Here is a 20,364-nt window from a genome sequence, read left to right as displayed (position 1 = left end):
CACGAACAGCACTCGGCAAGGCGATAAAGGCCGGCAGTCTACCAGAGCGGCGGGCGCAAGCCTGTACCCTCCCGACCGGCTCCCCTATAATTCGCCGCCACTGAACGCACAGCCCCGTGGCGGGTCGAACCACCAGTCACTGAACCAGGAGAGTTTCATGCTGCGCCTTACCGTTCCCGTCGCTGCCATTGCGCTGGCGTCTTCCCTCAGCGCCCAGGCCGCCTCCCTGAGTGAGCAGAACCTGAACAGAGAGCTGCGCAACGTCGCCACGCAGAGCAGCGTCGGCACGCCTCGGGCGATCAACGAAGACATTCTCGATCAGGGCTACACCGTCGAGGGCACCACGCTGATCAACCACCTGAGCGTGCAGAAGAGCCACGCCGACCAGATGCGCGCCGACCCCAAGGCCGTGTATTTCCAGCTGGGCGCCTCGGTGTGCAACAACCCGTCCTACCGCAAGCTGATGGCCAAGGGCGCGGTCATGCGCTACGACTTCACCGAAGTGAAGACCAACCGTCCGGTCGGTTCCGCCAGCTACCAAGAGTCGGATTGCCCGAAACCCGGCCCGGCCAAGAAGAAGTAATCACCTGGAATTGGCGCGCCGCTGCTCATCCTCGGCGCGCAGTTCGGCCAGCAAGGCCTGCAGGTAGCGCGAGCGGCGCTCCCCTCCCGCCAGGCGTCGGCAGCACTCCTCCTCGAGACTCACATGATTGGTCTCGGCCGACGCTTTGAGCAACCGATACAGCTGCGTATCGATCTCCAGAATGACTCTGGCCATGTTCCGCCTCCTTGCCACCCGCAAATCCTTGAATCGCATGCGCCCCGTGTACGGCCGCTGACGCAAACCTGTCGCACCGCGCCTGTAACTTAGTAAATCAGAGCATCGGCCGTCCGGCACGGCTTCGGACGAGCGGTGAAAGCACCTTGCAAAGCGACAATAAGCGGTTGCCGGCAAAGACTTTGCGGCGCAATGATGAAGTCGGCGAACTGTCTTGCGACGGTCTAGATTGAATGTGTTTCCCGTTCACTTTTCCGCGGCAGGAAGGAGCTGCCCGCCGGACATTGTTTTGCAGCGCGGCACTGACGCCGCTCGTCAGGGCACAAGGGCTCTGTGCAGAAGGAGACGTTGAATGCCTTACCAACCGAATGACCTGCTCAGCCGGCATTTTCAGGAAAGCGGCCACGACCTCGTCGGCAAGGTCGAAGAACAACTCAACCTGGTTTCACCTGACAGCCCCAACCTCCCCATCTACCGCGACATGATCCTGACCGTGCTGCGCATGGCCCAGGACGACCACAACCGCTGGAACGCCAAGATCACCCTGCAGGCCCTGCGCGAACTGGAGCAGTCGTTCCGCACCCTCGAACAGTTCAAGGGACGGCGCAAGGTCACGGTGTTCGGCTCGGCGCGCACGCCGGTGGAGCACCCGCTGTATGCCCTGGCCCGTGAACTGGGCGCCGGGCTTGCCCGCTCGGGCATGATGGTCATCACCGGCGCCGGCGGCGGGATCATGGCCGCCGCCCATGAAGGCGCCGGCCGCGACCACAGCCTGGGGTTCAACATCACCCTGCCCTTCGAGCAGCATGCCAATCCGACCGTGGGCGGCACCGGCAACCTGCTGCCGTTTCACTTTTTCTTCACCCGCAAGCTGTTCTTCGTCAAGGAAGCCGATGCGCTGGTGCTGTGCCCGGGGGGCTTCGGCACCCTGGACGAAGCGCTCGAAGTGCTGACCCTGATCCAGACCGGCAAAAGCCCGCTGGTGCCGGTGGTGCTGCTGGACGCACCGGGCGGCACGTTCTGGCAGAGCGCACTGGACTTCATCCGCCAACAACTGGAGGACAACCGCTATATCCTGCCGACCGACCTGAAACTGATGCGCCTGGTCTTCAGCGCCGAGGAGGCGGTGGAGCAGATCCAGCAGTTCTACGGCAACTTCCACTCCAGCCGCTGGCTCAAGCGCCAGTTCCTGATCCGCATGAACCACAGGCTCAGCGACCAGGCCCTGGCCCACATGCAGGACGCCTTCGCCGACCTGTGCCTGAGCGACCGGTTCCACCAGCACACCTTCAACAGCGAAGAAGACGAGGCCCAGTTCAGCCATCTCGCGCGGCTGACGTTCGCGTTCAACGCCCGGAACCACGGACGGCTGCGTGAGTTGGTGGACTACATCAACCTGCCGGAAAACTGGGCCCGGTCCAGACCGCAAACCCCTCAACGCAGCCGGGAGCCCTCGAAGGCAACGTGAGGGCAAAAAAAAACGGCCCGCTATCGAAATAGCGGGCCGTTTTCATTTAATCGTCCATCCCTCGACCGCTGAACAAGCGGTTGATCATCTCCATCGAGAATCCCCTGTAGGCCAGGAAGCGGCCTTGCTTGGCCCGTTCCTTGGCGTCTGCAGGCAATTGCCCGGAGAACTTGCGTCGCCACGTATCCTCCAGTTGCGCCTGCCAAGGGATAGCGCTCTCGCGCAAGGCGAGGTCGATGTCGGCACGCTGCAAACCACGTTGGCTCAACTCTTCACGAATCCGCATCGGGCCGTAGCCGGCGCGGGCGCGGTAGGAGACAAAGCTTTCGAGGTAGCGGGCTTCGCTGAGCAGGCCCTCTTCCGTCAAACGGTCGAGGGCGGATTCGATCATTTCATCCGGGGCGCCGCGCTGACGCAGCTTGCGCGTCAGTTCGACCCGACCGTGCTCGCGTCGTGCGAGCAGGTCCATGGCGGTTCGCCGCACCGCGACGAGGGTATCGAGTACGGCGGTCGTCATCGCTGCAATCAGATGTCGGCGTCAGCCATGTCGTCTTCGGTCTCAGTGACCGAAGCGCCAGCCTTGGCATCTGCAACGGCCGACGAAGACAGCAGCTTGTCGCGCAGTTGCTTCTCGAGCGCGGCGGCGACGTCCGGGTTGTCCGCCAGGTACTTGGCCGAGTTGGCCTTGCCCTGACCGATCTTGGTGCCGTTGTAGGCATACCAGGCGCCGGACTTCTCGACGAAGCCGTGCAACACGCCCAGGTCGATCATCTCGCCGTTGAGGTAGATGCCCTTGCCGTACAGGATCTGGAACTCAGCCTGACGGAACGGCGAAGCGACCTTGTTCTTCACGACCTTGACGCGGGTTTCGCTGCCGACCACTTCGTCGCCTTCCTTCACCGCGCCGGTGCGGCGGATGTCGAGACGAACCGAAGCGTAGAACTTGAGCGCGTTACCGCCGGTGGTGGTTTCCGGGCTGCCGAACATCACGCCGATCTTCATGCGGATCTGGTTGATGAAGATCACCAGGCAGTTGGCGTTCTTGATGTTGCCGGTGATCTTGCGCAGCGCCTGGGACATCAGACGGGCTTGCAGGCCCACGTGCATGTCACCCATTTCGCCTTCGATCTCAGCCTTCGGCACCAGCGCGGCCACGGAGTCGACGATGATCACGTCAACGGCGTTGGAGCGCACCAGCATGTCGGTGATTTCCAGGGCCTGCTCGCCGGTGTCCGGCTGGGAGACCAGCAGGTCGTCGACGTTGACGCCCAACTTGCCGGCGTACTCGGGATCCAGGGCGTGTTCGGCGTCGACGAAGGCGCAGGTCGCGCCGGCCTTCTGGGCCTGGGCGATCACGGACAGCGTCAAGGTGGTCTTACCGGACGATTCAGGGCCGTAGATCTCGATGATCCGGCCTTTTGGCAGGCCGCCGATGCCCAGTGCGATGTCCAGACCCAGAGAGCCGGTGGAAATGGCCGGGATCGCCTGACGGTCCTGATCGCCCATACGCATTACGGCACCCTTGCCGAATTGACGTTCGATCTGACCCAGGGCCGCAGCCAAGGCTTTCTTCTTGTTGTCGTCCATTAAAGTCCTCACGTAATCAATAAGGCCTGACGGCCAACACCTGTATAAGTAGCCAGTATTATTCCACAGCGTTCGAGGATCGCCTACCCCTGATTTTCGATTTCTCGTGCCGTCAGTCGCAGCAACCCCTCTAGCGCGGCCTTCACCGTTTGTCGGCGGACGTCGTCACGGGTGCCGGGGAAGTGCTGCACCTCGCTGCACACCGTATCGCCCGCGCCCCAGGCCAGCCACACCGTGCCCACCGGTTTGTTCGGCGAACCGCCGTCCGGCCCGGCCACGCCGCTGACCGCCACGGCGAAGCGCGCCCGGCTGTTGGCCTGGGCACCGCGCACCATGGCCTCGACCACTTCGCGGCTGACCGCGCCCACGGTCGGGAACAGCTCCGCCGGCACATTCAGCTGCAAGGTCTTCTGCCGGTTGGAATACGTCACGTAGCCGGCCTCGAACCATGCCGAGCTGCCGGGAATGCGGGTGATCGCCTCGGCGATCCCGCCGCCGGTGCAGGACTCGGCGGTGGTGACGTGGGCGTTGAGCAACTGCAGGCGCCGGCCAAGTTCGGCGGCCAGTTGGGTGATTTCTTTCACGGCGCACTCCGGATCGGATGGGATGTGCACCACCGTACACGAGCCCATGGCGCATGCAAGGCGCAGGCTCATTCAAGATGTGAAGGTGCGGGCGCCAGGGTCCTGACATAGGCCTGGCAGGCCTGCAGGGCGATCAGTCCGCGGTCGCCTTCGTCGGTGATGGCGACAATTCGTTGAGCATGCGCCGGGTCAAGTCGGGCGCGTAGGGCTGCATGATCCACGCCGCCGGCGCCGGGGGCGGCGGGCAGGTCGCAGCCATGGGCAACGTCGCCGGCATCGACGAGGACTGACAGGCGCAGATCAGCAGTGGCAAGGCGGTCGCGCAGGCGAGCCTGATCACGTTGGGCATCATTGAGCGCTCGGTAGTGGGTCTGTTCGCTGGCCTGGAGCCGTTGCTCCAGGGCCAGGCGCTTGTCCTGTTCGGCCTGTTGCGCGGCGGCGGCCGTCAGGGTGAGTCGATTGAGGACTTGGGCATGTTCAAGGGCCTGTTCGGCCAGTCGCCGGCCGTAGCGCCAGTCCTGGAACCGCCAGGCCAGCGCCGCCGCCGCGACGGCCAGCAGCGCGATGCCGGCCAGCCGCCAGAGGTTCAGGCCGAGACCGGGCATAGCACCGCCCTCGCCCGCCCCCAGAGCTCCAGACGGTCCTGCAGGCCGTTGAGCCCGCCGTTGATGCGCCGGGTGATGGTATTGAACTGGTCGCGGTCGGCCAGTTCGTTCAAGCCGTTCTGCGCCCAGAACCACGCGGCGGACTCGGCCGCCCATTGCGGCTGCTCCAGCAGTTCCGGCAGGGCCAGCAGGCGTTCGTCGCCGAACAGCCCGAGGCTGCATTGCCGATAGTTGGCGCGGCCGGTGATCTGGATCAGCCCTCGGCCGCAGTATTTCTGCCCGTCGCCGTCGGCTTCGGGGGTGTTGCCCAACCGGGCCGCGAGGGCGCCGGTGTCGTATTTGCTCAGGTACTGCTGGCTGCCCAGTTCCCGCACGTAGCGCAACTGGCCCGACTCATGGCCGACCTGGGCCAGGAATGCGGCAATGCGCTTGGGCGTGTCGATGCGCTGGCGGGCCATGGCGGCGTTGAGCGCCGGAACGAAAACGCCCGCTTGGGAGCGGGCGTTCGGCATGATGCTGACAAGCTGGTTTTCGGTGATTGGCATGATGTTCGATCCTCCCTGGATACTGCGATTGAATCACGGTTGGCGGGAGAAACTCGCCAACCAGTTGTTTTCCAGAGTTTTCACGCTTGATCCTTTAATGAAGGGTTTAAATGATGCGCTTGAAAAAGCCCAGGACGCCGCGCTGCGGTTCCTCTGCGTCGGGATCGTCAAGCCGGGGCAGCACCTGCCCTCCCGCCGCCAGCCACGCCTGATACTCGAGCCAGTCGCGGTTGCCCGGATCCTGCGGAATGTAGGCCGCGTCGCTCAGGCGCATCACGCCTTGTGCGGTCAGTCGATAGTCCATCGTTCCTCCTAGATTTCGGCATCGGCCGTCCATTCGATCTGCAGGGTCTGTCCGGGGGCGCTGCCGACGGGCGTGACGGTGGCGAACGAGATCGCACGGTCCGTCAGGCCCTGCAGGAATGTTCCGGTACAGGGTTTGCCGATCGACTGGTTCCAGACCTGGGCGCTGTTTTCACCCGGGCAGTAGGCCACGACCGTCGGCAGGACGCGCTTCTGCACCAGCATGCCGATCGTCATGCCGTACTGGCCGGTGTTGGCGGCCGGGACTTGAGTGAATGTCGAGATGCAGGTGCCGGAGCCGTTGTTCGCCCGGATCGGCAGTCCCCCCGTGAACGAGCGCTCGAAATAGCGTTGGCAGTCGCTCAGTTCCTGCGCTTCGGTGCGGCGTTCGAAAGGCGTCGGCACCGGCCCCTCCTCCAGCTGGATCCGGGCCAGATCCACGGTCTGCAGCACATTGAGCGGCAGGTCGAAGGCCAGCCTCAGGTGATGGTTCGCCCCCAGCATCTTTCCGGCGAGGCCCGGCACCTGAAATGAAACGCTGTACTGGGCCCAGGCAGTGCCGACCTGAACGTCGCCGACCGCTCGCTCGACCGTTTCCGAACCGGCCGCGCCGAAGTTCTGGAAGATCATGACCCGCAGTTGCCGGGCCGCGTCGGAACGGGCCCAGAACGAAACGGTCGCCGTCCTGCCCGCCAACGTCCTGACCGATTCGACGTTCTGGGAAATGCGATGCACGGTCGAGCCGGTGCCGGCCGCCGTTTGCTGCCAACGCAAAAATGCCTGAGGCTCGCCCGCGACTTCGCCTTGACCGGGAACGAAGCTTTGCCGGCTGATCGCGACACCGGCATTGCCGTTCCAGTCGCAACGGAAACGGTCGGCCACGAAGCCGCCGATGTTCGGTGCCGGGTTGGCGGTCCCGCGTTGCCAGATATCGAAACCGCCGTTGATCAGCACGTTCTTGCGGTACACCTGCACCGGAAACTGCTGCAGCGGATCCGGCTTGGCCAGCTGGCGGATGGCCCTGGCCAACTGATCGGTCTGCTCCTCGTCCGGCGTCAGTCCGGCAGCGGTGATCGCATTGAGGATCTCTTCAGTGACGCTGTTGCCCCAACTGGCCGGAATCAGGGAACCCGGCGTTCCGGCGATCGCGTCTTCGTCGACGAATCGGCCGTTCACCAGCCCTGAGCCAGGAATGCGCTTGGGATAGTCCATGTGAATCTCCTGGGTCAGATCGCCGAAGCCAACCAGCGCGGCGCTGCCGGACGATGCTCGCTGAACGGAAAGAACGAGCCCTGCGGCCAGTCCCGCAGCGCACGCCGGTAGGTTTGCAGTTCGGTGTATTGCTCGGTGGTCAGGGTGGTGCCGCCGCCGTCCTCCAGCTCGTCGCGGTCACGGGCCACCAGGCCGTCGGTGGCGGCCAGTTGCGCGTCGCGCCAGCGGCGTTCGGCGTCGGCGGCCTCGTCGGGCGTCAGCGGCGGCGGATCGGTCAGCACCGGAAAGCCGTTGTTGGGATTGACGCCGATGACCTTCGCCACGACCGCCTGCTGCTGCAGCAGGGAAATCCAGTAGTCCTGGGGAATCTCGATGACGTCGCCGGGAATGTCCGACGAGTTGATGCCCGGTACATAGACGCCCCGGGTGCTGGCGCTGAACAACACTTTGAACGCGTTCATTCAATACCCCTTCGCAAAGTAATTCACGCTCCAGCCCTGCTGCACTTGCCCTGCGCTGTTGCGGATTCTCAGCGTGCAGCCCTGCTGGGTGACGCTGCCGCCGACCAGGGCGACCATCGCCGCATCGCCGCCCGAGTGAGTGGCCACGAGGGACGAAAACGCCGTCGGGAACGAAATGGGAAAGGTGACGAAAACGTTGCCGTCGGCATTTGAGGTGCCGACTCCCCATTGCTCGATGTTGCCGCTGGGATAGCGCTGATACCCGACATTGCCGTAGACGCCGAAATGGGCCGTGGCGTACCGGTCGCTGACCGAACCGCCGTACAGGCGCCACTGGCCGCTGAGCTTGATGAATTGGGCGCTGTCGCCGATGCCGAGCTTCAGCGCGCCGAAGGTGCCGTTGCAGGTTTCGATGGTTTCGCTGGCGGCGGGATTGATGGTCAGGACGCCGTTGCCGGCGTTGATGACATGCACGGTGCTGCCATGGGCAAGCCCGGCGATGGACGGCAAGGTCGCCGTGATCGGCGTCCCGCTGGCGAAACTGGCCACGCCGCCCACGCTCGATGCGCTGAGGGCGGTGCTCACCGCATAGGACGAGAAACCGGAAAACTGCAGGCCGCTGCGGGTCACGAACCCGGTGGTCGCGACCGACTGGCCGTTGTCGAACTGCGGCGGGGTGACAAACAGCTTGCTGCTGCGTAACGCCTTGAGCAGCTGGTCATTAGCCGCCTCGGTCGGCGTGATGCCGGCCGTGCGGATGACATTCAGCAGTTCCTGGGTGACGCCGTTGCCCCAACTGGCCGGAATCAGCGACCCCGGCTTGCCCGAGACCGGATCCTCATCGACGAATTGGCCGTCCACCAGACCGGCGCTGGGTACATTGTTCGGATAATCCACTGTTCTTCTCCTGATATTGAAATGACAGGCGCCGCGATGGCGTCAACCGCCGTCGGCACCCAGCCATGGCGGAGCCGCCGGCCGCTGGGTTGCGCCGGCACCTGGCCAATCGCGCAGGGCCTGACGGTACTGGAGCAGCGCCAGGTACTGCGGCGCGGCCAGGGTCGGCGCGCGGCCGAGCTCCTGCTCGTCGCGGTGGCGCGCCATCAGCCATTGGGTGTCCGCCAGCACGGACTCGCGCCAGGCCTTTTCCTGCGCCCGCGACGGTTCTTCCGTAATGGCCGGTGCTACTGGCACCGACGCGACCGACGCGGGCGCCGGTTCGGCGGCCCGCCGGATATCGCCCAGCGGCGCACCGATCTCGACCTCGGCGCCCTCAGGCACCTGCACCATCGACTCGACGAAGGACGGGGCGTACAGCTGAGTGATCGCGTAGTCCCCGGTGTCGATCAGCTCGACGGCAATGCCGTTTTCCACCCGTGCATACAGGGCCATTACGCGTACTCCCAGATTTCACAGAAAGCGTTACCGCCCGCACCGCTCACGAAAGAGGTGGAGGCACTGTTCGAGCAGGCACCGCTGCCGCCCGATCCACGGACGCCGGGCCAACCGTTTCCGTTGACGCCGGTGAACGTGCCGCCGCCGTCGAACGGGCTTGCGCCACCGCCGCCGGAGAGCATTCCCCAATTGTTGTTGAACATCGCAAAGCTTCCGGTGTTGCCGCGGGCATTGGCCAGGTTGCCGCCGGTGACGGTCAGGCCGCCCACGCCGCCCTGCACGAAACCGGAAGCTGTCGCCGTCACTGCAACGGTCAGCACCTGCCCGCCCCCGCCGCCTGCCGCACTCATGTAAGCGCCGAAGGAAGCGCCACCGCCCGCCTGCCCGGCCGCGTTGCGCGCGGCACCTCCCGCGCCCAGCGAAACCGGCACGCCGGCGAGCATTTGCGCAGTGACGTCATAGAAGCTCTCGCCGTAGGCGCCCGATCCGCCGCCTCCGCCGATGGCCAGGGAGTTGGCCGGCACCGGCCCGCATCCGCCCCCGGAGCCGCCAGCCCCGATCAATCTCACGCGGATCCGCTTGGCCCTGGGATCAGGCTGGTACACCGTGATCCCGACCGTGTCGAACTGCTTGACCGCCAATAGCCGTCCGGTCGCATCGGTGATGCCGTAGCCGCTCAGCGTGGTCGGGGTGTTTCTCAGTTTGGTGAAGTCGACCAGGGCACCGATGGCCGAGGCGAGCTGATCGTTGCGGGTTTCGTCGGGCGTCAGCCCGGCCGCCTTGATGGCGTTGAGGATTTCTTGCGTCACGCTGTTGCCCCACGCAGCGGGGATCAACGAGCCCGGCGTACCGGCCACGGGGTTTTCATCGATGAAACCGCCGTTGACCAGGCCGACGCCGGGGATGCTTTTGGGGTAGTCCATTGCTCATGTCCTGTGTGCGATCAGTGCTCCGCGGCAGTGCCCGGGACGGCAGGCCAGTCGACGCCGTCAGGGAAGCCGGCCTGCCTGTCGATGCGGTTGAGTTCCACGCTGTAGCGTTTCCAGTCGAGCAGCCGCTGCTGCTCTTCCGGTACGGCGTCGCCGATGTCGACGGCGTACTGCAGCGGGGCGATGCGCAGGACCGCGTCGCGCAGCAGGGTGTCGCGTCTTTCCAGCGCTTGTTTTTTCGAGCTCTCGGTGCGCGCCAGTTCGTCCGGCCGCCAAGCGTCGTCGCGCCAGACATGGAACTCGCCGGGGTACGGTTGCGCCGTGAGGGTTTCGGGCAGTTCGCCAAGCTCGGACCAGATCTGCTGGGCGCCGCCGTCCTTGCGGTACGCCAGGCCACGCCGGTCGATCACTTCCCGTGGGATACCGTTGATCAATGCCCAGGTGCGGCCGGATTCCGGCTCCGGCAACTCGAACGCCAGCTCCACGGCATTGGCGGGCAATTGAATGCCGATGCCGGGCGTGACGGGAAACTCGACAGGCCCGGACAGGGCGCCCGAGCCATCAGTCAAATAATTGAACATGGGAACCTCAAATGAGTTTGATGCGGCCGGGATAGGCGATGTTGCGAGGACGTGACTTGAACGTGTACAACAGCGTGCCGGCAGCATCCATCTGATAGTTGGTGCCGGCAGGGTAGATCGGCCCGCCATTGCTCAACCCCGACAAGAACTGGGGGTCTTCGCGGGTGTCGGCACCGTAGGCGGCCAAGCTGTCCGTCCAGCGCGACCCCACCGCTCCGCCACCATTGGCCCCCATGGCAAAAGAGTGCGTGGAGCCTGCCTGGAACCCGCCCATGACACGGTTGGAATCCACGCCACGCCCCTCGTCCAGAACCCTCAGGAACTCGCCCCGCCCTTCAGGGCCGCGGAAGGTCGTCGAGCCATCGCCGGACGTCCACTTGCCTTCGTTGCCCGTCCGGGCAGCCTCGGTACCCAGCATTCCGGACAACTGGGCGTGATCCCACAGCCATGGCCATTCGGCGCGCTTCATCACGGCGCCATTGAGCGCACCGTAACCGCCGGGGCTCAGCAACGCGGTAGTCTCGAAGAACGGTCGCCCCAGCGGGGTGTTGTCGAACCGGCCGACCGGCCACCAGCTGCCGGCCCCGTCGCTGCGCAGCTGCCACCAGTCGCCGCCGCCCATCAGCACCAAGAACGGATAGCCGCCGGCGGACAGGTGCGTGTGAAAACGGATCCGGTCGCTGCCCGAGGCCTGGATGACCATTCGGTTGCCGCCGTTGTCCTGCCGGCGCACGATCACGTCACGCACACCGAGCCCCGGCGTCGCCGCCGGCAGCGTCACGGTCACGGCGCCCTGCCCGCCATCGATGAGCACCAGCCCCAGTTCCGGCTCCGTCAGGGCCTTCGATGCCACGAGCCGAGTCACCACCGAACGCATCGGACTGTAGCCCCCGACGATCGACTGGATCGCCTTGTACAGCTGACCGGTGTCCGCTTCGGAGGCGACCAGCCCGCCGCCGGTGATGACGCCCAGGATCTCCTGGGTCACGCTGTTGCCCCACACCGCCGGAATCAACGAGCCCGGCGTGCCTGCCACCGGGTTTTCATCGACGAACCGGCCGTCGACCAGGCCGACGCTGGGGACGCTTTTTGGATAATCCATACTTCAATCCTTTATCTGAATCATGGTTGCGGGGCCGGCGAGGCGGCCACGGCTCACTCGGCTTTCAGCCAGGCGGGTTTCTTCGGCCGGGAGCGTGCGGAAGGAAATTTCTTCGTCTGCGGCCACTTGCGCAGCGCTTGCAGATAAACCAACAGCGACTGGTATTCGGCGTCCGACAGCGTGGTGGACTTCATCAACTCGACTTCATCCCGATGGCGGTCACGCAGCCAGACCACCCGATCGAACTCCTTGTCGCGCCAGGCCTTGGCCTGCCGCGCCGTTTGCTCGTCCGAGACCGGCGCGGCCTCGATCAACACCGGCAGCCCCTGGTCGTCGTGAGACCGCTCGGTTCCCGCCGCCGGATTGGCGATCACCGTCTCGTAGCGCTCATCGTCGATTTCGACGGCATCGTCCGGCAGTGAAGTGTGATGACCGGCCAGATAGGTGTTGCCTGTCGTACGGCTATAGAATCGTTTCATTTCAGTTCCCCACGCTCACGACGCTGATGAAGCCCGTGCCGCCGGAGTTGCTCATCACCTGCACCTGATTCACGTCGAAATAGGTCACCAACGGCGGCGTGGTGATGTCCAGATAGGGGGCGTTCCCGGCGTGCGAATAACTCGCCCAGGCACCGCTGCACTGGTTCTTGAAGGCCAGCGGCCAAGACTTGGACACGTAGCCTTTGTCCACGCTGATCGTGACCAAGACCCATTGGATGGTGAAACCGCCCATCCAGGCGGGGAACACGACGTAGCCGTTTTCCCCGAAGCTGTAGGTGACCCCCAGCCGCAGTTTCTTCGGCGTCACGACGGTGGCGTCATCGGCGCCGGCATTGACCTGCGCCTGGGTGGCGATCCGCGCCCAGCCCAGCACCGACTCGGTCGCCTGCACCAGTTTCTTTTCGATGGCCTGAAACACTCGCAGCGGCGTCATCAGGCGAACGCTGCTGGTGCCTGACTCCGCTTCGTCCTTGCTCGCCAACGCGTCGTTCTTGCTCTTCTCGACGATCGCTGAGATCGCCGCCTTGAGCTGCGTGCTGTCGCCTTCGTCCGGCACCAGCCCGGCGGCGACGATCGCGTTGACGATTTCGTCCGTGACGCTGTTGCCCCAGCGAGCCGGGATCAGCGACCCCGGCGTGCCGGTCAGCGGGTTCTCATCGACAAACTTGCCGTTCACCAGCCCGGAGCTGGGGACACTCTTCGGATAATCCATTCCGTCAAACCTCCCTAGTCATAATTGATGTGCACCTTGGTGTGCGCCGGCGCTGCGCGGTGGATCAGGCATTCGAGCGCCGAGCCCGGGTTGACGCCGAAGCGTTCGCCCCAGTAGCTCGCGCCGTAGCGCCGGCCCAGCAGCAGGCGGCCGCCGGTGTTGAGCGTCCACATGAACTGCGCCTCCCAGGTGCCGAAGTGCGCCGCGCCGAACCGCGAACGGCCCATGCGCGGGGCTTCGAGTTCGGTGATGGTGGCGTTGGGGTAGCCCTGGCTCTTGGCGATCTCAAGGTAGTAACCGACGGCCTGGCTGCCGACCGCCAGCAGGCGGCGGCGCACGGCCAGGCGGCGGTCGTCGAACAGCGGCGTGGCGCCCAGGCACGGGTCGGGCAGGTTCATCACCTTTTCCCAATCCGGCACCAGTTCGCTGACGCCGGCCGGATCCATCTCGTTGAGCAGGTCGGCGGCGCGGGCGTCGAGGCGCGCCAGTTCGACGGCGACGCCGTGCAGCACCTCTTCCAGCTCCGGCACCCGTTCCGGATCCCAGGCGGGGCCTGCGGGCAGCAACGCGCGCAATTGCGCCTGGTATTGCGCGGCGGTTCTGATCACCCCCATACGCAACCTCCGAAGGTGAGCAGTTCGCTTTGCCCGGCCGGTACGTTGGCGACCGGCGCGGTGAGCGTGTGGTCGTACTCGCCGCCGGCGCTGCTGATGGCTTCGCGGATGTGGCTGATCAGCAGCGACTGGCCGAGGTCGGCCTCGCGGTTGTGCAGGTCGCGCAGCTGCGCCTCGACCGCCGCCCGCACCGCCGTGGTGTCCGGATTGACGCTCAGGCGATAGGTGACCGGCACCTGCACCGGCCGCTGCACATGCACCTCGGCGGTGACCGGGCGCAGCGGTTCGATGTGGGCCTGGACCTCGGCCAGTTGCTCGTCGTTGGGCACCGGTTGCGGGTCGTCGTCACGCATGATGAACACCGTCACGGTGCCCGGGCCGAGCAGGCCGCCGCGGCACCAGGCGCGGGTCACGCCGGGGCATTCCAGCGCCCAGGTCTCGTAGTCCTGGGCCGAGCCGCCGTGGGGGATCACGCGGTAGGAGCGGATCACCCGCGAACGCAGGGACTCCAGGCTCTCCCGCGCCACACCGCCGCTCAGGCCCGGCGCCGCGACCACGAAACTGTTGCCGACAACGCCGGCGACCGGCTGCACCGGGGTCAGCGCCAGGCCCGCATCGGCGTTGCCCAGGCTGCCGGCGTCGAGCGCGGCGACGGTGGTGGTGTTGGTGCCGCTGACCGTGGTGCGCGCGGCGGTGACCTTGTAGGTGCGACCGTCGCTGGCCTGCAGCAGCGTGTCCACGTCCAGCACCGCGCCGGCCGCAGCGCTGAAGCTCACGCTGCCGGTGGCGGCCTGGGCGGCCTTGCGCGGCTGGTTCAGGCGCAGCGCGGCGATCCGCTCAAGGGTCGATTCGTCGGCGGTGTCGGGCAGGATCTGCTCGGCGATCCAGTCAAGGTAGCCGTACAGGCCGAACGCCGCGCCGCCGAGGGTGCGGGCCAGGACTTGCGCATCGGACTGGCGCAGCGAATCGCCGGCCAGGTCGCTTTGGGTGCGTTTGATCAGCACCGGCAGCGAAGGGGTTTCAAACGGCATAGATCACCTGCCAACTGTTATCGGGGTTGATGTCCAGGCGCTCGCCGTCGGCCAGGGTCAGGACCGTGCGCAGGTTCAGGCGCTGGGCGTCGAGGCGTTCGCTGATGAGGTCGATGGCGCTGCAGTGGCCGTCGTCGATCAGCCATTGCAGGGCTTCGCGGGCATAGAACTCGGCGTCCATCTGGGTCTGGCGGGTCAGCTTGACCCGCCGCAGCAGCCACAGCCGCGAACCGATGCGGTCGTCGGCCACGGTGGGAAAGCTGTCGCCCCACCAGCCGAAGCGTTCCTCGTCGTCGAGGGCGTCGTCATCGGCGGCGCGCCGCCAGGTGAACAGGCTGATGAGCACCGCGCGGGTCAGCGCGGCGTGGAGGTTCTGGCCGATGAGCATCAGGCACCTCCCGCGGGGGCGGCGGTCTGGCCGTTGCCGCCCTGCACGCCGCCGTGCACGTGCTTGATCTGGCTGATGGCGGCGGCGACCTGGTCGCCCTTGGACACGATCTTGCCGGTCTGGTTGATCACCGGCGTGTCGAAGTTCACCGCGCTGCTGGCGCGGATGTTGAGCGTGGCGGTCTCGATGTCGATGATCCGCCCGCGCTTGAAATGAATCTTGTCGCCTTCGTCGGTGTAGATCGCCACCTCGCCCGCCGCCAGCGATTGCAGGCGGTAGCGACGGTCGGCGACCACCAGGGCGATGGCGTGGGAACGGTCGCCGCCCAGAAAGGTGACGACGCCCTCGGCGCCGGCCAGCGGATGGCTGGTGAAACCGTAGGGTTCGAAATGCTCCAGGTCATCGTTCACCTCGCCTGCGGTGAGGCGCATCTGCAGCGATTGCAGCTTGGAGGCCGAACTGGCGAGCACGACAGTGCCGCGCGCCAGCAGGCGTGTCAGTAGGCTCATGGGGTTTCCTTCAGAGTTGGGCCACGACGCGATCCACCGTGGGAGCGGCGGTGCGAAGGCGTTGCGTCAGTCGAAATCGATTGGCCTGGCCGTCCGCCTTCGCGAGCAGGCTCGCTCCCACAGGGGGTCTGCGGCGCCGCCAGACAGTGGGAGCCAGCCTGCTGGCGATGGCGTCGGTGCAGACACCGCAGGGGCGGCGCGAAGCTGGCTCAGGCTTTCTTGGGCGGTGTGGGGTTGGCGTCGAAGGTGTGCGGCGGCGCCACCTGCAAGGTGGTGACCGAGCCCTGTGCCGACAGCGAATACGTCACCTTGGAGATCAGCATGTCGCCGTCGAAGCCGAGCACCGGATCCTTGACCCGCACCAGCGTGTTGTGCCGCCACAGGTCGCCGTTGGACTGGCGCCAGCCCTGCACCTGGTAGGTGGTGGACTGCGCCCGGCCCATGCGGGTGGCGCTTTCCCACTGGGCGCGCTGCTGGGCGAGCTCGAAGGTCAGTTGCGTGCCTTCGTTGATCACCGTCGTGCGCCGGCGCTTGAAGGTCAGGTCGGCGGCCACCGATTCCACTTCGCTGGCCGCCGCCCCGCTCTTGGCGTCGGTGCCCTTCTGCTGGCCGATCACCCGGTATTCGGAGAACACCTGGCTGTAGTCCATCGGCGCACTGGCCGAGAGGATGTTCTTGCCCAGCTCCAGCGCATCGCTGGCGCGCCCGCTGCTGCCGGGCTTGGCCAGCACCAGCCGGCCCTGCTCGTCATCGGTGGAGTACACCCGGAACAGCGAGAGCAGACGGTCGATGGACTGGAACACGGTCTCGCCCGGCACGATGGTGTGCTTGGCCAGCCGCGAGGTCTCGGGAATCTCGTTGACCACCGTCTGCGAATACTCCATCGCCAGGGCCTGGACGATGCTCAGCAGCGGTTGTTCCTGCCATTGGCTCGGCCGGTTGGTCGCGGCGCAATCGACCAGGTCCTGGGTCTTGGAACTGCCTTCGACCGACAGGCTGATCTGCCGCCCGTCGTAGCGGATGGGGGCCTTGAACACGTACCCGGTCAGCACCAGGTCCTTGCCGATCCTCACCTCGCACGGGTCGCCGGGCTTGATCCGGCTGTCGGTGGTCTGCCCCGGCCACTGCCAGGTGATGTCGAGCTTGAAGGTGCGGAACTGCCGCTCAAGGTCGGCGGTGATCTCCACGCTCTTCCAGCCGCCGTACTCCACATCATTGACCGTCAGCGTGACGCGGTTGTCTATCTCGCTCATGGCTCACTCCCCGGTGACTTTCACATCGTTGGGCGAGAAGCCGGGATGCGTGATGCCGTTGCGCTGGATCACTTCGGTGACCCGGGTGGCGTCGGCGAACTGCTTGTACGCCACGACCACGGCCGGAAAGCTTTCCTGGAACGACTTGCTGACCTGGCGCACGCCGGAGGTGGCCACGGCCTGAAGGTGCGCCTTGAGCGCATCCTTTACGTCGCTGATGGCTTGGTAGTGCGCGGGGCTGGCCTTGTCGAGCATCGGGTTGATCGCCTCGACCAGCGCGTTGCGCAAGGCTTGCAGGTCGTCGGTCACCGGCACTTCCTGACGGGTGACCGGCAGTTTGGCCTGGTGCTCCAGCGACGGCGTAGACGGCAGCTTCACCGGGGCGGTCGCCACCGGCATCGACGCCACCCACTGCGCCACCTTGACCAGTACGGTGTCCTGCACCAGGTCGGTCAAGGCCTGCGCCGCGGCGGTGGTGTCCTTGCCGGTGGTGAGCTTCGGCGCGTCGGCCTTGCGGATGGCTTCGAGCTGTTGGGACACGTCGGCGATCACGCCACGGTAGCCCTCCTTCGCGAAAGCCTTGAGCTCCTTGATGTCGCCGAGCAGCCCCTTGAACTCCGCCGCCACTTCCTTGGGCAACTCCTTCACCGCCTTCACCAGCTCCGTGATCTGCCGGTACTGATCGATCAGCGGCTTGAGCTGTTCCTTGATCACGTCATACACCCCGGTGAGGCTGTTGCGCAGGTTGGCGATGCCGATCCGCGCGGCCTTGATCAGGGTCATGGCCTGCTCGAAGCGCGCCACCGCCGAGCCCAGCAGCGTGTCGGCCTTGGCCAGCAGCACCTTTTGGGTGCTGACGGTCACGGTCGGGAACGGCAGCGGCACATCGGGGTAGAACTTCAGGGTGAAGGTCACCAGCCCGCCGTCCTGGCGGGTGTGGGTCATGTCGCACTCGCCGACCTTGACCTGCAGGCGCCCCAGCCACGGGTGCACCAGCTCACCGCTGCCCTGCTCCAGCGCCTTGAGCAGCTTGTCGCGCTGCTCCAGGCAATCGGGGCCGACGATGAGCGCCGTCACGTCATGGATCTTGGCCTGCTGGCCCAGGTCCTCGAAGAACGGCAGGTCGCGCTGCGGGTATTCGTGCAGCTGCCCCTTGCGGCCGACCGGGGTCTTCGCCTGGTCGATCCAGAAGCCGACGCCGCGAAAGGACGCCGGCAACAAACGGTCACGCCAGCTCATTGGAACCTCCCATGGACAGCGAGCGATAGCCGATGCGCGAACTGAGCGCCAGCCCCGGCTGATTGGTTTGCGGTTGATCGGTGCGCAGCCCCGCCGGCGCATTTTCGAAGCGGACCGTCAGGCCGCCTTCCAGTTGCGTGCGGTTGTTGGCGGCGCTTTGCTGGATCAGGGCACCGGAACTCTGCGGCAGCGAACCGCCCTGCAACGCGGCGGCGCCTTCAGGATTCGAACCGCCGAAGAACGCCGGCGCCAATTCACCCTTGCCTTCGGCGTTGGTGCGGCGCTGCGCTTCGGTCAGCCCTTCGACCTTGCCGGTGACCTTGGCGATCAGGCCGGCGAAACCGCCGTCGAACAGTTCCTTGATCGGAGCGATCACGGTCTGCAGCTTCTGCCACAGCTCGCCGAACCACTCGGTGATCGGGCCCCAGTTCTTGATGATCTGCCCCAGGGGCGACCACTCGAACATCGTGTGCAGGAACTCCATCACCGGTGCGGCCAACGCTTTCACCACATCCCACAGCGCGGCGAACACTTGGCTGACCGGTTGCCAGTACTGGGCGATCTGCTCCAGCGGCGACCATTCGAACAGGGCCGCGAAGAAACTCTTGACCTGTTGCGCCGACGCCAGCAGCGCTGCCCAGACCGGCTCGAAGAAGGTGACGATGCTGCCCCAGTTGTTGATGATCAGCCCCAACGGGGAATAGTCGAACAACGTGACGAAGAAGCCCTTCACCGCCTGCGCCGCCGGCAGCAGCGAGGCCCAGAGCGACGCGAAGTACCCGGTGATCGCACCCCAGTGGTTGATGACCATCCCCAGCGGCGTCCAGTCGAACAGCCCTTTGAGGAACGCCGTCACCGGCACGCTCAAGGCCTTGAGCAGTTCCCAGATCGCCGAGAACAGCCCGGTCAGCGGTCCCCAGTTTTCGATGATCATGCCCGCCGGCGACCAGGAGAACAGCGTCCTGAAGAACTCGAACACCGGCGCGGTGACCGCCTTGACCTTGTCCCAGACGCCCGCGAAGAACCCGCTGACCGGTTCCCACAACGCCGCCAGCGCCTGGAGCGGCCGCCAGTCGAGCACCGACCGCAGCAACGCCATGGCGTTGGCCGCGGCGCTTTTCACCCCGTCCCACAACCCGCTGAAGAAGGCGGAGATCGGTGTCCAGTTGGCCACGATCAGGCCGGCCGCCACGGCAATGCCCATGGCGATCAGCATGATCGGGTTGGTCTTGAGCACCATGCTCATCAGGTCGAAGACCTGGGTCGCGCCGGTCACGGCGGTCTGCATCGCCGAAAACGCGATGGCCCCCGCCGCCAGGCCTTCGACCAGCTTCGGGTTGTCGTTGAGCAGGCTGCCGACCTGGGTCAGCATCGGCTCCAGCGCCACCACCAGCGTGCCCACCGCCGGCAGCAGCGCGGCATCCACGGCGGCCGACACCTTCTCCATCGATGCGCTGAATACGTTGAGGTTCTGCGCGGCGGCCTTCGGCGCGGCGGGCATGTCGACGGTTTTCGCCGCATCGCCCACCTCGGTCAGCTTGCCCTGGAACGCCGCCGCCGACTTGATGCCATCCACGAACGGCGTGATCACGCTGCCGCCCTTGAACAGGCCGCTGATGTCCAGCTTGCCGAGGCCGGTCTGCTCGAGGTTTTTCTTGAAGCTGTCGACCTTCGCCCGCAAGGCACCGAGCTTGGGCGACAGCTCGTCGATGCCCGTGAGCAGCACCGACGCCTTTTCCTTGGTTTCTGTCTCTGCCATCACTGCACCTGCTGCATCGCATTGATCCGTTGCGCGTGCTCCAGCGATTCGCGAAGCACATCCAGTGGCCTGGCCATCATCTGTTCGGGGTCAACCTTCCAGAACCAGGCCAGGTCATAGGCGACCGAAATCAGGTCGGTGATGGCTCCGACGCCGCACTCATGAAAAAACTCGCGACGGCCCAGCTCAGCGCGTTGAGGTCAGCCAGGTCCAACTGGTTGACCGACGACGGCGGAATGCCGGCGCACACGGCGATGTACTTGGCCGCGACGTCCATGTCGAGACTGACTTCTTCGCTCTTGTCGATCTTGTACGGCAGCGCCTTGATCGCCCGCACTTCCTGCACCGTCGGACGGCGCAGGACGAGTTCGGTCAGGGGCTCGCCGTGAGCTTCGATCGCAACTTGAAGCTTCACGGCGCCGCTCATTGCCAGGTCCCCTTGATGCCTTCGAACTTCAGTTCGATGGTGGCGTCATCGCCCTTGGAGACCGGCTCTTCGACCAGGTAGGCGCCGGCCAGCACGTAGACCTTGCCGTTGCTGAATTCGCAGGTGACGGTGATGTCGGTGCCTTCGACCAGCTTCTTCAGCGGGAAGTCGGCGGTGTGCAGCGCGGTCACCTTGAACGATGGCGCGATGTCGGTTTCCTTGTAGAAGCCCGGCACGACGGTCTCGCGCTTGACGGCCATCAGCGGGGCTTCGCAGCCGCCGTTGATGGTCAGTTGCGCGCCGTCCACTTTCACGTAGCAGGTGCCTGCAATCAGTTGACCCATGGTGTTACTCCCTTCAAAAAAAAGCCCACGCGGGGTGG

The 20,364-nt window shown here is 65.6% G+C and carries 26 protein-coding genes and 1 pseudogene; 2 read left to right on the top strand and 25 right to left on the bottom strand.

The features are described 5' to 3' along the window. The first annotated feature begins 157 nt into the window (after positions 1-157). Positions 158-583: a PA3611 family quorum-sensing-regulated virulence factor gene (locus CAG41_RS07380; protein ID WP_085581531.1), complete on the top strand. Its 426-nt coding sequence runs from the start codon at positions 158-160 to the stop codon at positions 581-583. On the opposite strand, the gene CAG41_RS07375 is transcribed toward CAG41_RS07380, so the two are convergent. Continuing rightward, positions 584-778 (bottom strand): hypothetical protein, encoded by a 195-nt coding sequence (locus CAG41_RS07375; protein ID WP_085581529.1) that lies wholly within the window; start codon positions 776-778, stop codon positions 584-586. A gap of 352 nt (positions 779-1,130) precedes the next feature. On the opposite strand from CAG41_RS07375, the gene CAG41_RS07370 reads away from it, so the two are divergent. Beyond that, positions 1,131-2,246 carry a TIGR00730 family Rossman fold protein gene (locus tag CAG41_RS07370; RefSeq protein ID WP_085581527.1) on the top strand — a complete coding sequence of 372 codons (1,116 nt, stop codon included), beginning with the start codon at positions 1,131-1,133 and terminating at the stop codon, positions 2,244-2,246. A 46-nt stretch (positions 2,247-2,292) separates the two neighbouring features. Here the strand turns inward: CAG41_RS07370 and recX are convergent, their stop codons facing one another. The 24 genes and pseudogenes from recX to CAG41_RS07250 all read right to left on the bottom strand — a co-directional run bounded on the left by recX (position 2,293) and on the right by CAG41_RS07250 (position 20,326). Then, positions 2,293-2,763, bottom strand: a complete 471-nt coding sequence (gene recX / locus CAG41_RS07365; protein WP_085581525.1) for a recombination regulator RecX — start codon at positions 2,761-2,763, stop codon at positions 2,293-2,295. A gap of 8 nt (positions 2,764-2,771) precedes the next feature. Next, complete coding sequence (recA, locus tag CAG41_RS07360) at positions 2,772-3,833, bottom strand: recombinase RecA (protein WP_085581524.1); 1,062 nt, start codon at positions 3,831-3,833, stop codon at positions 2,772-2,774. Between the two features lie 83 nt (positions 3,834-3,916). Then, positions 3,917-4,417 (bottom strand): CinA family protein, encoded by a 501-nt coding sequence (locus CAG41_RS07355; RefSeq protein WP_085581522.1) that lies wholly within the window; start codon positions 4,415-4,417, stop codon positions 3,917-3,919. Positions 4,418-4,485: 68 nt separating this feature from the next. After that, entirely contained in the window at positions 4,486-5,022 is a 537-nt protein-coding gene (locus tag CAG41_RS07350; protein WP_085581520.1) for a lysis system i-spanin subunit Rz, read from the bottom strand. Next, positions 5,004-5,567 (bottom strand): glycoside hydrolase family 19 protein, encoded by a 564-nt coding sequence (locus CAG41_RS07345; protein ID WP_085581518.1) that lies wholly within the window; start codon positions 5,565-5,567, stop codon positions 5,004-5,006. The genes CAG41_RS07350 and CAG41_RS07345 overlap by 19 nt, the downstream gene beginning before the upstream one ends. Before the next feature lie 106 nt (positions 5,568-5,673). After that, positions 5,674-5,871 (bottom strand): hypothetical protein, encoded by a 198-nt coding sequence (locus tag CAG41_RS07340; protein WP_085632121.1) that lies wholly within the window; start codon positions 5,869-5,871, stop codon positions 5,674-5,676. Between the two features lie 8 nt (positions 5,872-5,879). Continuing rightward, on the bottom strand, positions 5,880-7,082 hold the full coding sequence (locus CAG41_RS07335; protein WP_085581514.1) for a carbohydrate-binding protein CenC: 1,203 nt from the start codon (positions 7,080-7,082) through the stop codon (positions 5,880-5,882). 14 nt (positions 7,083-7,096) lie between these two features. Further along, positions 7,097-7,543 carry a phage tail assembly chaperone gene (locus tag CAG41_RS07330; RefSeq protein WP_085581512.1) on the bottom strand — a complete coding sequence of 149 codons (447 nt, stop codon included), beginning with the start codon at positions 7,541-7,543 and terminating at the stop codon, positions 7,097-7,099. Next, the gene (locus CAG41_RS07325) at positions 7,544-8,440 is read right to left on the bottom strand and encodes a phage tail protein (protein ID WP_085632117.1); all 897 of its coding nucleotides are present in this window, start codon (positions 8,438-8,440) and stop codon (positions 7,544-7,546) included. 42 nt (positions 8,441-8,482) lie between these two features. Further along, positions 8,483-8,935: a hypothetical protein gene (locus tag CAG41_RS07320; RefSeq protein WP_085581508.1), complete on the bottom strand. Its 453-nt coding sequence runs from the start codon at positions 8,933-8,935 to the stop codon at positions 8,483-8,485. Further along, the gene (locus CAG41_RS07315) at positions 8,935-9,861 is read right to left on the bottom strand and encodes a hypothetical protein (protein WP_085706818.1); all 927 of its coding nucleotides are present in this window, start codon (positions 9,859-9,861) and stop codon (positions 8,935-8,937) included. The genes CAG41_RS07320 and CAG41_RS07315 overlap by 1 nt, the downstream gene beginning before the upstream one ends. Positions 9,862-9,881: 20 nt before the next feature. Further along, positions 9,882-10,448 carry a tail fiber assembly protein gene (locus tag CAG41_RS07310; RefSeq protein ID WP_085706817.1) on the bottom strand — a complete coding sequence of 189 codons (567 nt, stop codon included), beginning with the start codon at positions 10,446-10,448 and terminating at the stop codon, positions 9,882-9,884. 7 nt (positions 10,449-10,455) lie between these two features. Continuing rightward, positions 10,456-11,550 (bottom strand): phage tail protein, encoded by a 1,095-nt coding sequence (locus CAG41_RS07305; protein ID WP_085706816.1) that lies wholly within the window; start codon positions 11,548-11,550, stop codon positions 10,456-10,458. Between the two features lie 53 nt (positions 11,551-11,603). Beyond that, positions 11,604-12,029, bottom strand: a complete 426-nt coding sequence (locus CAG41_RS07300; RefSeq protein WP_085706815.1) for a phage tail assembly chaperone — start codon at positions 12,027-12,029, stop codon at positions 11,604-11,606. A 534-nt stretch (positions 12,030-12,563) separates the two neighbouring features. Continuing rightward, positions 12,564-12,762 (bottom strand): annotated as a pseudogene (locus CAG41_RS29125) (hypothetical protein); the annotation flags it as partial. Between the two features lie 14 nt (positions 12,763-12,776). Next, positions 12,777-13,376, bottom strand: a complete 600-nt coding sequence (locus CAG41_RS07290; RefSeq protein ID WP_085581496.1) for a YmfQ family protein — start codon at positions 13,374-13,376, stop codon at positions 12,777-12,779. Continuing rightward, entirely contained in the window at positions 13,367-14,407 is a 1,041-nt protein-coding gene (locus CAG41_RS07285; RefSeq protein WP_085581494.1) for a baseplate J/gp47 family protein, read from the bottom strand. The genes CAG41_RS07290 and CAG41_RS07285 overlap by 10 nt, the downstream gene beginning before the upstream one ends. Beyond that, positions 14,397-14,795, bottom strand: coding sequence for a phage GP46 family protein (locus CAG41_RS07280; RefSeq protein ID WP_085637379.1), 399 nt, complete (start codon positions 14,793-14,795; stop codon positions 14,397-14,399). The genes CAG41_RS07285 and CAG41_RS07280 overlap by 11 nt, the downstream gene beginning before the upstream one ends. Further along, positions 14,795-15,304: a phage baseplate assembly protein V gene (locus CAG41_RS07275; RefSeq protein ID WP_085706814.1), complete on the bottom strand. Its 510-nt coding sequence runs from the start codon at positions 15,302-15,304 to the stop codon at positions 14,795-14,797. Before CAG41_RS07275 ends, CAG41_RS07280 begins: the two co-directional genes overlap by 1 nt. A gap of 209 nt (positions 15,305-15,513) precedes the next feature. Next, positions 15,514-16,557 carry a phage baseplate assembly protein gene (locus CAG41_RS07270; RefSeq protein ID WP_085581488.1) on the bottom strand — a complete coding sequence of 348 codons (1,044 nt, stop codon included), beginning with the start codon at positions 16,555-16,557 and terminating at the stop codon, positions 15,514-15,516. Positions 16,558-16,560: 3 nt separating this feature from the next. Next, a complete protein-coding gene (locus CAG41_RS07265) occupies positions 16,561-17,796 on the bottom strand; it encodes a DNA circularization protein (RefSeq protein ID WP_085706813.1) in 1,236 nt (411 codons plus the stop codon). Beyond that, positions 17,783-19,555 carry a phage tail protein gene (locus CAG41_RS07260; protein WP_085637382.1) on the bottom strand — a complete coding sequence of 591 codons (1,773 nt, stop codon included), beginning with the start codon at positions 19,553-19,555 and terminating at the stop codon, positions 17,783-17,785. Before CAG41_RS07260 ends, CAG41_RS07265 begins: the two co-directional genes overlap by 14 nt. A gap of 130 nt (positions 19,556-19,685) precedes the next feature. Beyond that, positions 19,686-19,982 (bottom strand): phage tail assembly protein, encoded by a 297-nt coding sequence (locus CAG41_RS07255; protein ID WP_003222226.1) that lies wholly within the window; start codon positions 19,980-19,982, stop codon positions 19,686-19,688. Next, on the bottom strand, positions 19,979-20,326 hold the full coding sequence (locus CAG41_RS07250) for a phage tail tube protein (protein ID WP_085581482.1): 348 nt from the start codon (positions 20,324-20,326) through the stop codon (positions 19,979-19,981). Before CAG41_RS07250 ends, CAG41_RS07255 begins: the two co-directional genes overlap by 4 nt. Positions 20,327-20,364: the final 38 nt, after the last annotated feature.

It is taken from the genome of Pseudomonas sp. B35(2017) (assembly GCF_002113645.1).
In the GTDB taxonomy this organism is placed as follows: Bacteria; Pseudomonadota; Gammaproteobacteria; order Pseudomonadales; family Pseudomonadaceae; genus Aquipseudomonas; species Aquipseudomonas ekonensis.
This window is presented reverse-complemented; position numbering and strand designations above follow the sequence as displayed.

Excerpts from the sequence above, each read along its gene's own strand:
- CAG41_RS07290 (WP_085581496.1), bottom strand. The coding sequence starts at position 13,376 with ATGGGGGTGATCAGAACCGCCGCGCAATACCAGGCGCAATTGCGCGCG.
- CAG41_RS07335 (WP_085581514.1), bottom strand. The coding sequence starts at position 7,082 with ATGGACTATCCCAAGCGCATTCCTGGCTCAGGGCTGGTGAACGGCCGA.
- CAG41_RS07340 (WP_085632121.1), bottom strand. The coding sequence starts at position 5,871 with ATGGACTATCGACTGACCGCACAAGGCGTGATGCGCCTGAGCGACGCG.
- CAG41_RS07250 (WP_085581482.1), bottom strand. The coding sequence starts at position 20,326 with ATGGGTCAACTGATTGCAGGCACCTGCTACGTGAAAGTGGACGGCGCG.
- CAG41_RS07285 (WP_085581494.1), bottom strand. The coding sequence starts at position 14,407 with ATGCCGTTTGAAACCCCTTCGCTGCCGGTGCTGATCAAACGCACCCAA.
- CAG41_RS07350 (WP_085581520.1), bottom strand. The coding sequence starts at position 5,022 with ATGCCCGGTCTCGGCCTGAACCTCTGGCGGCTGGCCGGCATCGCGCTG.
- recX (WP_085581525.1), bottom strand. The coding sequence starts at position 2,763 with ATGACGACCGCCGTACTCGATACCCTCGTCGCGGTGCGGCGAACCGCC.
- CAG41_RS07375 (WP_085581529.1), bottom strand. The coding sequence starts at position 778 with ATGGCCAGAGTCATTCTGGAGATCGATACGCAGCTGTATCGGTTGCTC.
- CAG41_RS07315 (WP_085706818.1), bottom strand. The coding sequence starts at position 9,861 with ATGGACTACCCCAAAAGCATCCCCGGCGTCGGCCTGGTCAACGGCGGT.
- CAG41_RS07330 (WP_085581512.1), bottom strand. The coding sequence starts at position 7,543 with ATGAACGCGTTCAAAGTGTTGTTCAGCGCCAGCACCCGGGGCGTCTAT.
- CAG41_RS07280 (WP_085637379.1), bottom strand. The coding sequence starts at position 14,795 with ATGCTCATCGGCCAGAACCTCCACGCCGCGCTGACCCGCGCGGTGCTC.
- recA (WP_085581524.1), bottom strand. The coding sequence starts at position 3,833 with ATGGACGACAACAAGAAGAAAGCCTTGGCTGCGGCCCTGGGTCAGATC.
- CAG41_RS07310 (WP_085706817.1), bottom strand. The coding sequence starts at position 10,448 with ATGTTCAATTATTTGACTGATGGCTCGGGCGCCCTGTCCGGGCCTGTC.
- CAG41_RS07265 (WP_085706813.1), bottom strand. The coding sequence starts at position 17,796 with ATGAGCTGGCGTGACCGTTTGTTGCCGGCGTCCTTTCGCGGCGTCGGC.
- CAG41_RS07300 (WP_085706815.1), bottom strand. The coding sequence starts at position 12,029 with ATGAAACGATTCTATAGCCGTACGACAGGCAACACCTATCTGGCCGGT.
- CAG41_RS07305 (WP_085706816.1), bottom strand. The coding sequence starts at position 11,550 with ATGGATTATCCAAAAAGCGTCCCCAGCGTCGGCCTGGTCGACGGCCGG.
- CAG41_RS07270 (WP_085581488.1), bottom strand. The coding sequence starts at position 16,557 with ATGAGCGAGATAGACAACCGCGTCACGCTGACGGTCAATGATGTGGAG.
- CAG41_RS07345 (WP_085581518.1), bottom strand. The coding sequence starts at position 5,567 with ATGCCAATCACCGAAAACCAGCTTGTCAGCATCATGCCGAACGCCCGC.
- CAG41_RS07255 (WP_003222226.1), bottom strand. The coding sequence starts at position 19,982 with ATGAGCGGCGCCGTGAAGCTTCAAGTTGCGATCGAAGCTCACGGCGAG.
- CAG41_RS07320 (WP_085581508.1), bottom strand. The coding sequence starts at position 8,935 with ATGGCCCTGTATGCACGGGTGGAAAACGGCATTGCCGTCGAGCTGATC.
- CAG41_RS07380 (WP_085581531.1), top strand. The coding sequence starts at position 158 with ATGCTGCGCCTTACCGTTCCCGTCGCTGCCATTGCGCTGGCGTCTTCC.
- CAG41_RS07370 (WP_085581527.1), top strand. The coding sequence starts at position 1,131 with ATGCCTTACCAACCGAATGACCTGCTCAGCCGGCATTTTCAGGAAAGC.
- CAG41_RS07275 (WP_085706814.1), bottom strand. The coding sequence starts at position 15,304 with ATGAGCCTACTGACACGCCTGCTGGCGCGCGGCACTGTCGTGCTCGCC.
- CAG41_RS07260 (WP_085637382.1), bottom strand. The coding sequence starts at position 19,555 with ATGGCAGAGACAGAAACCAAGGAAAAGGCGTCGGTGCTGCTCACGGGC.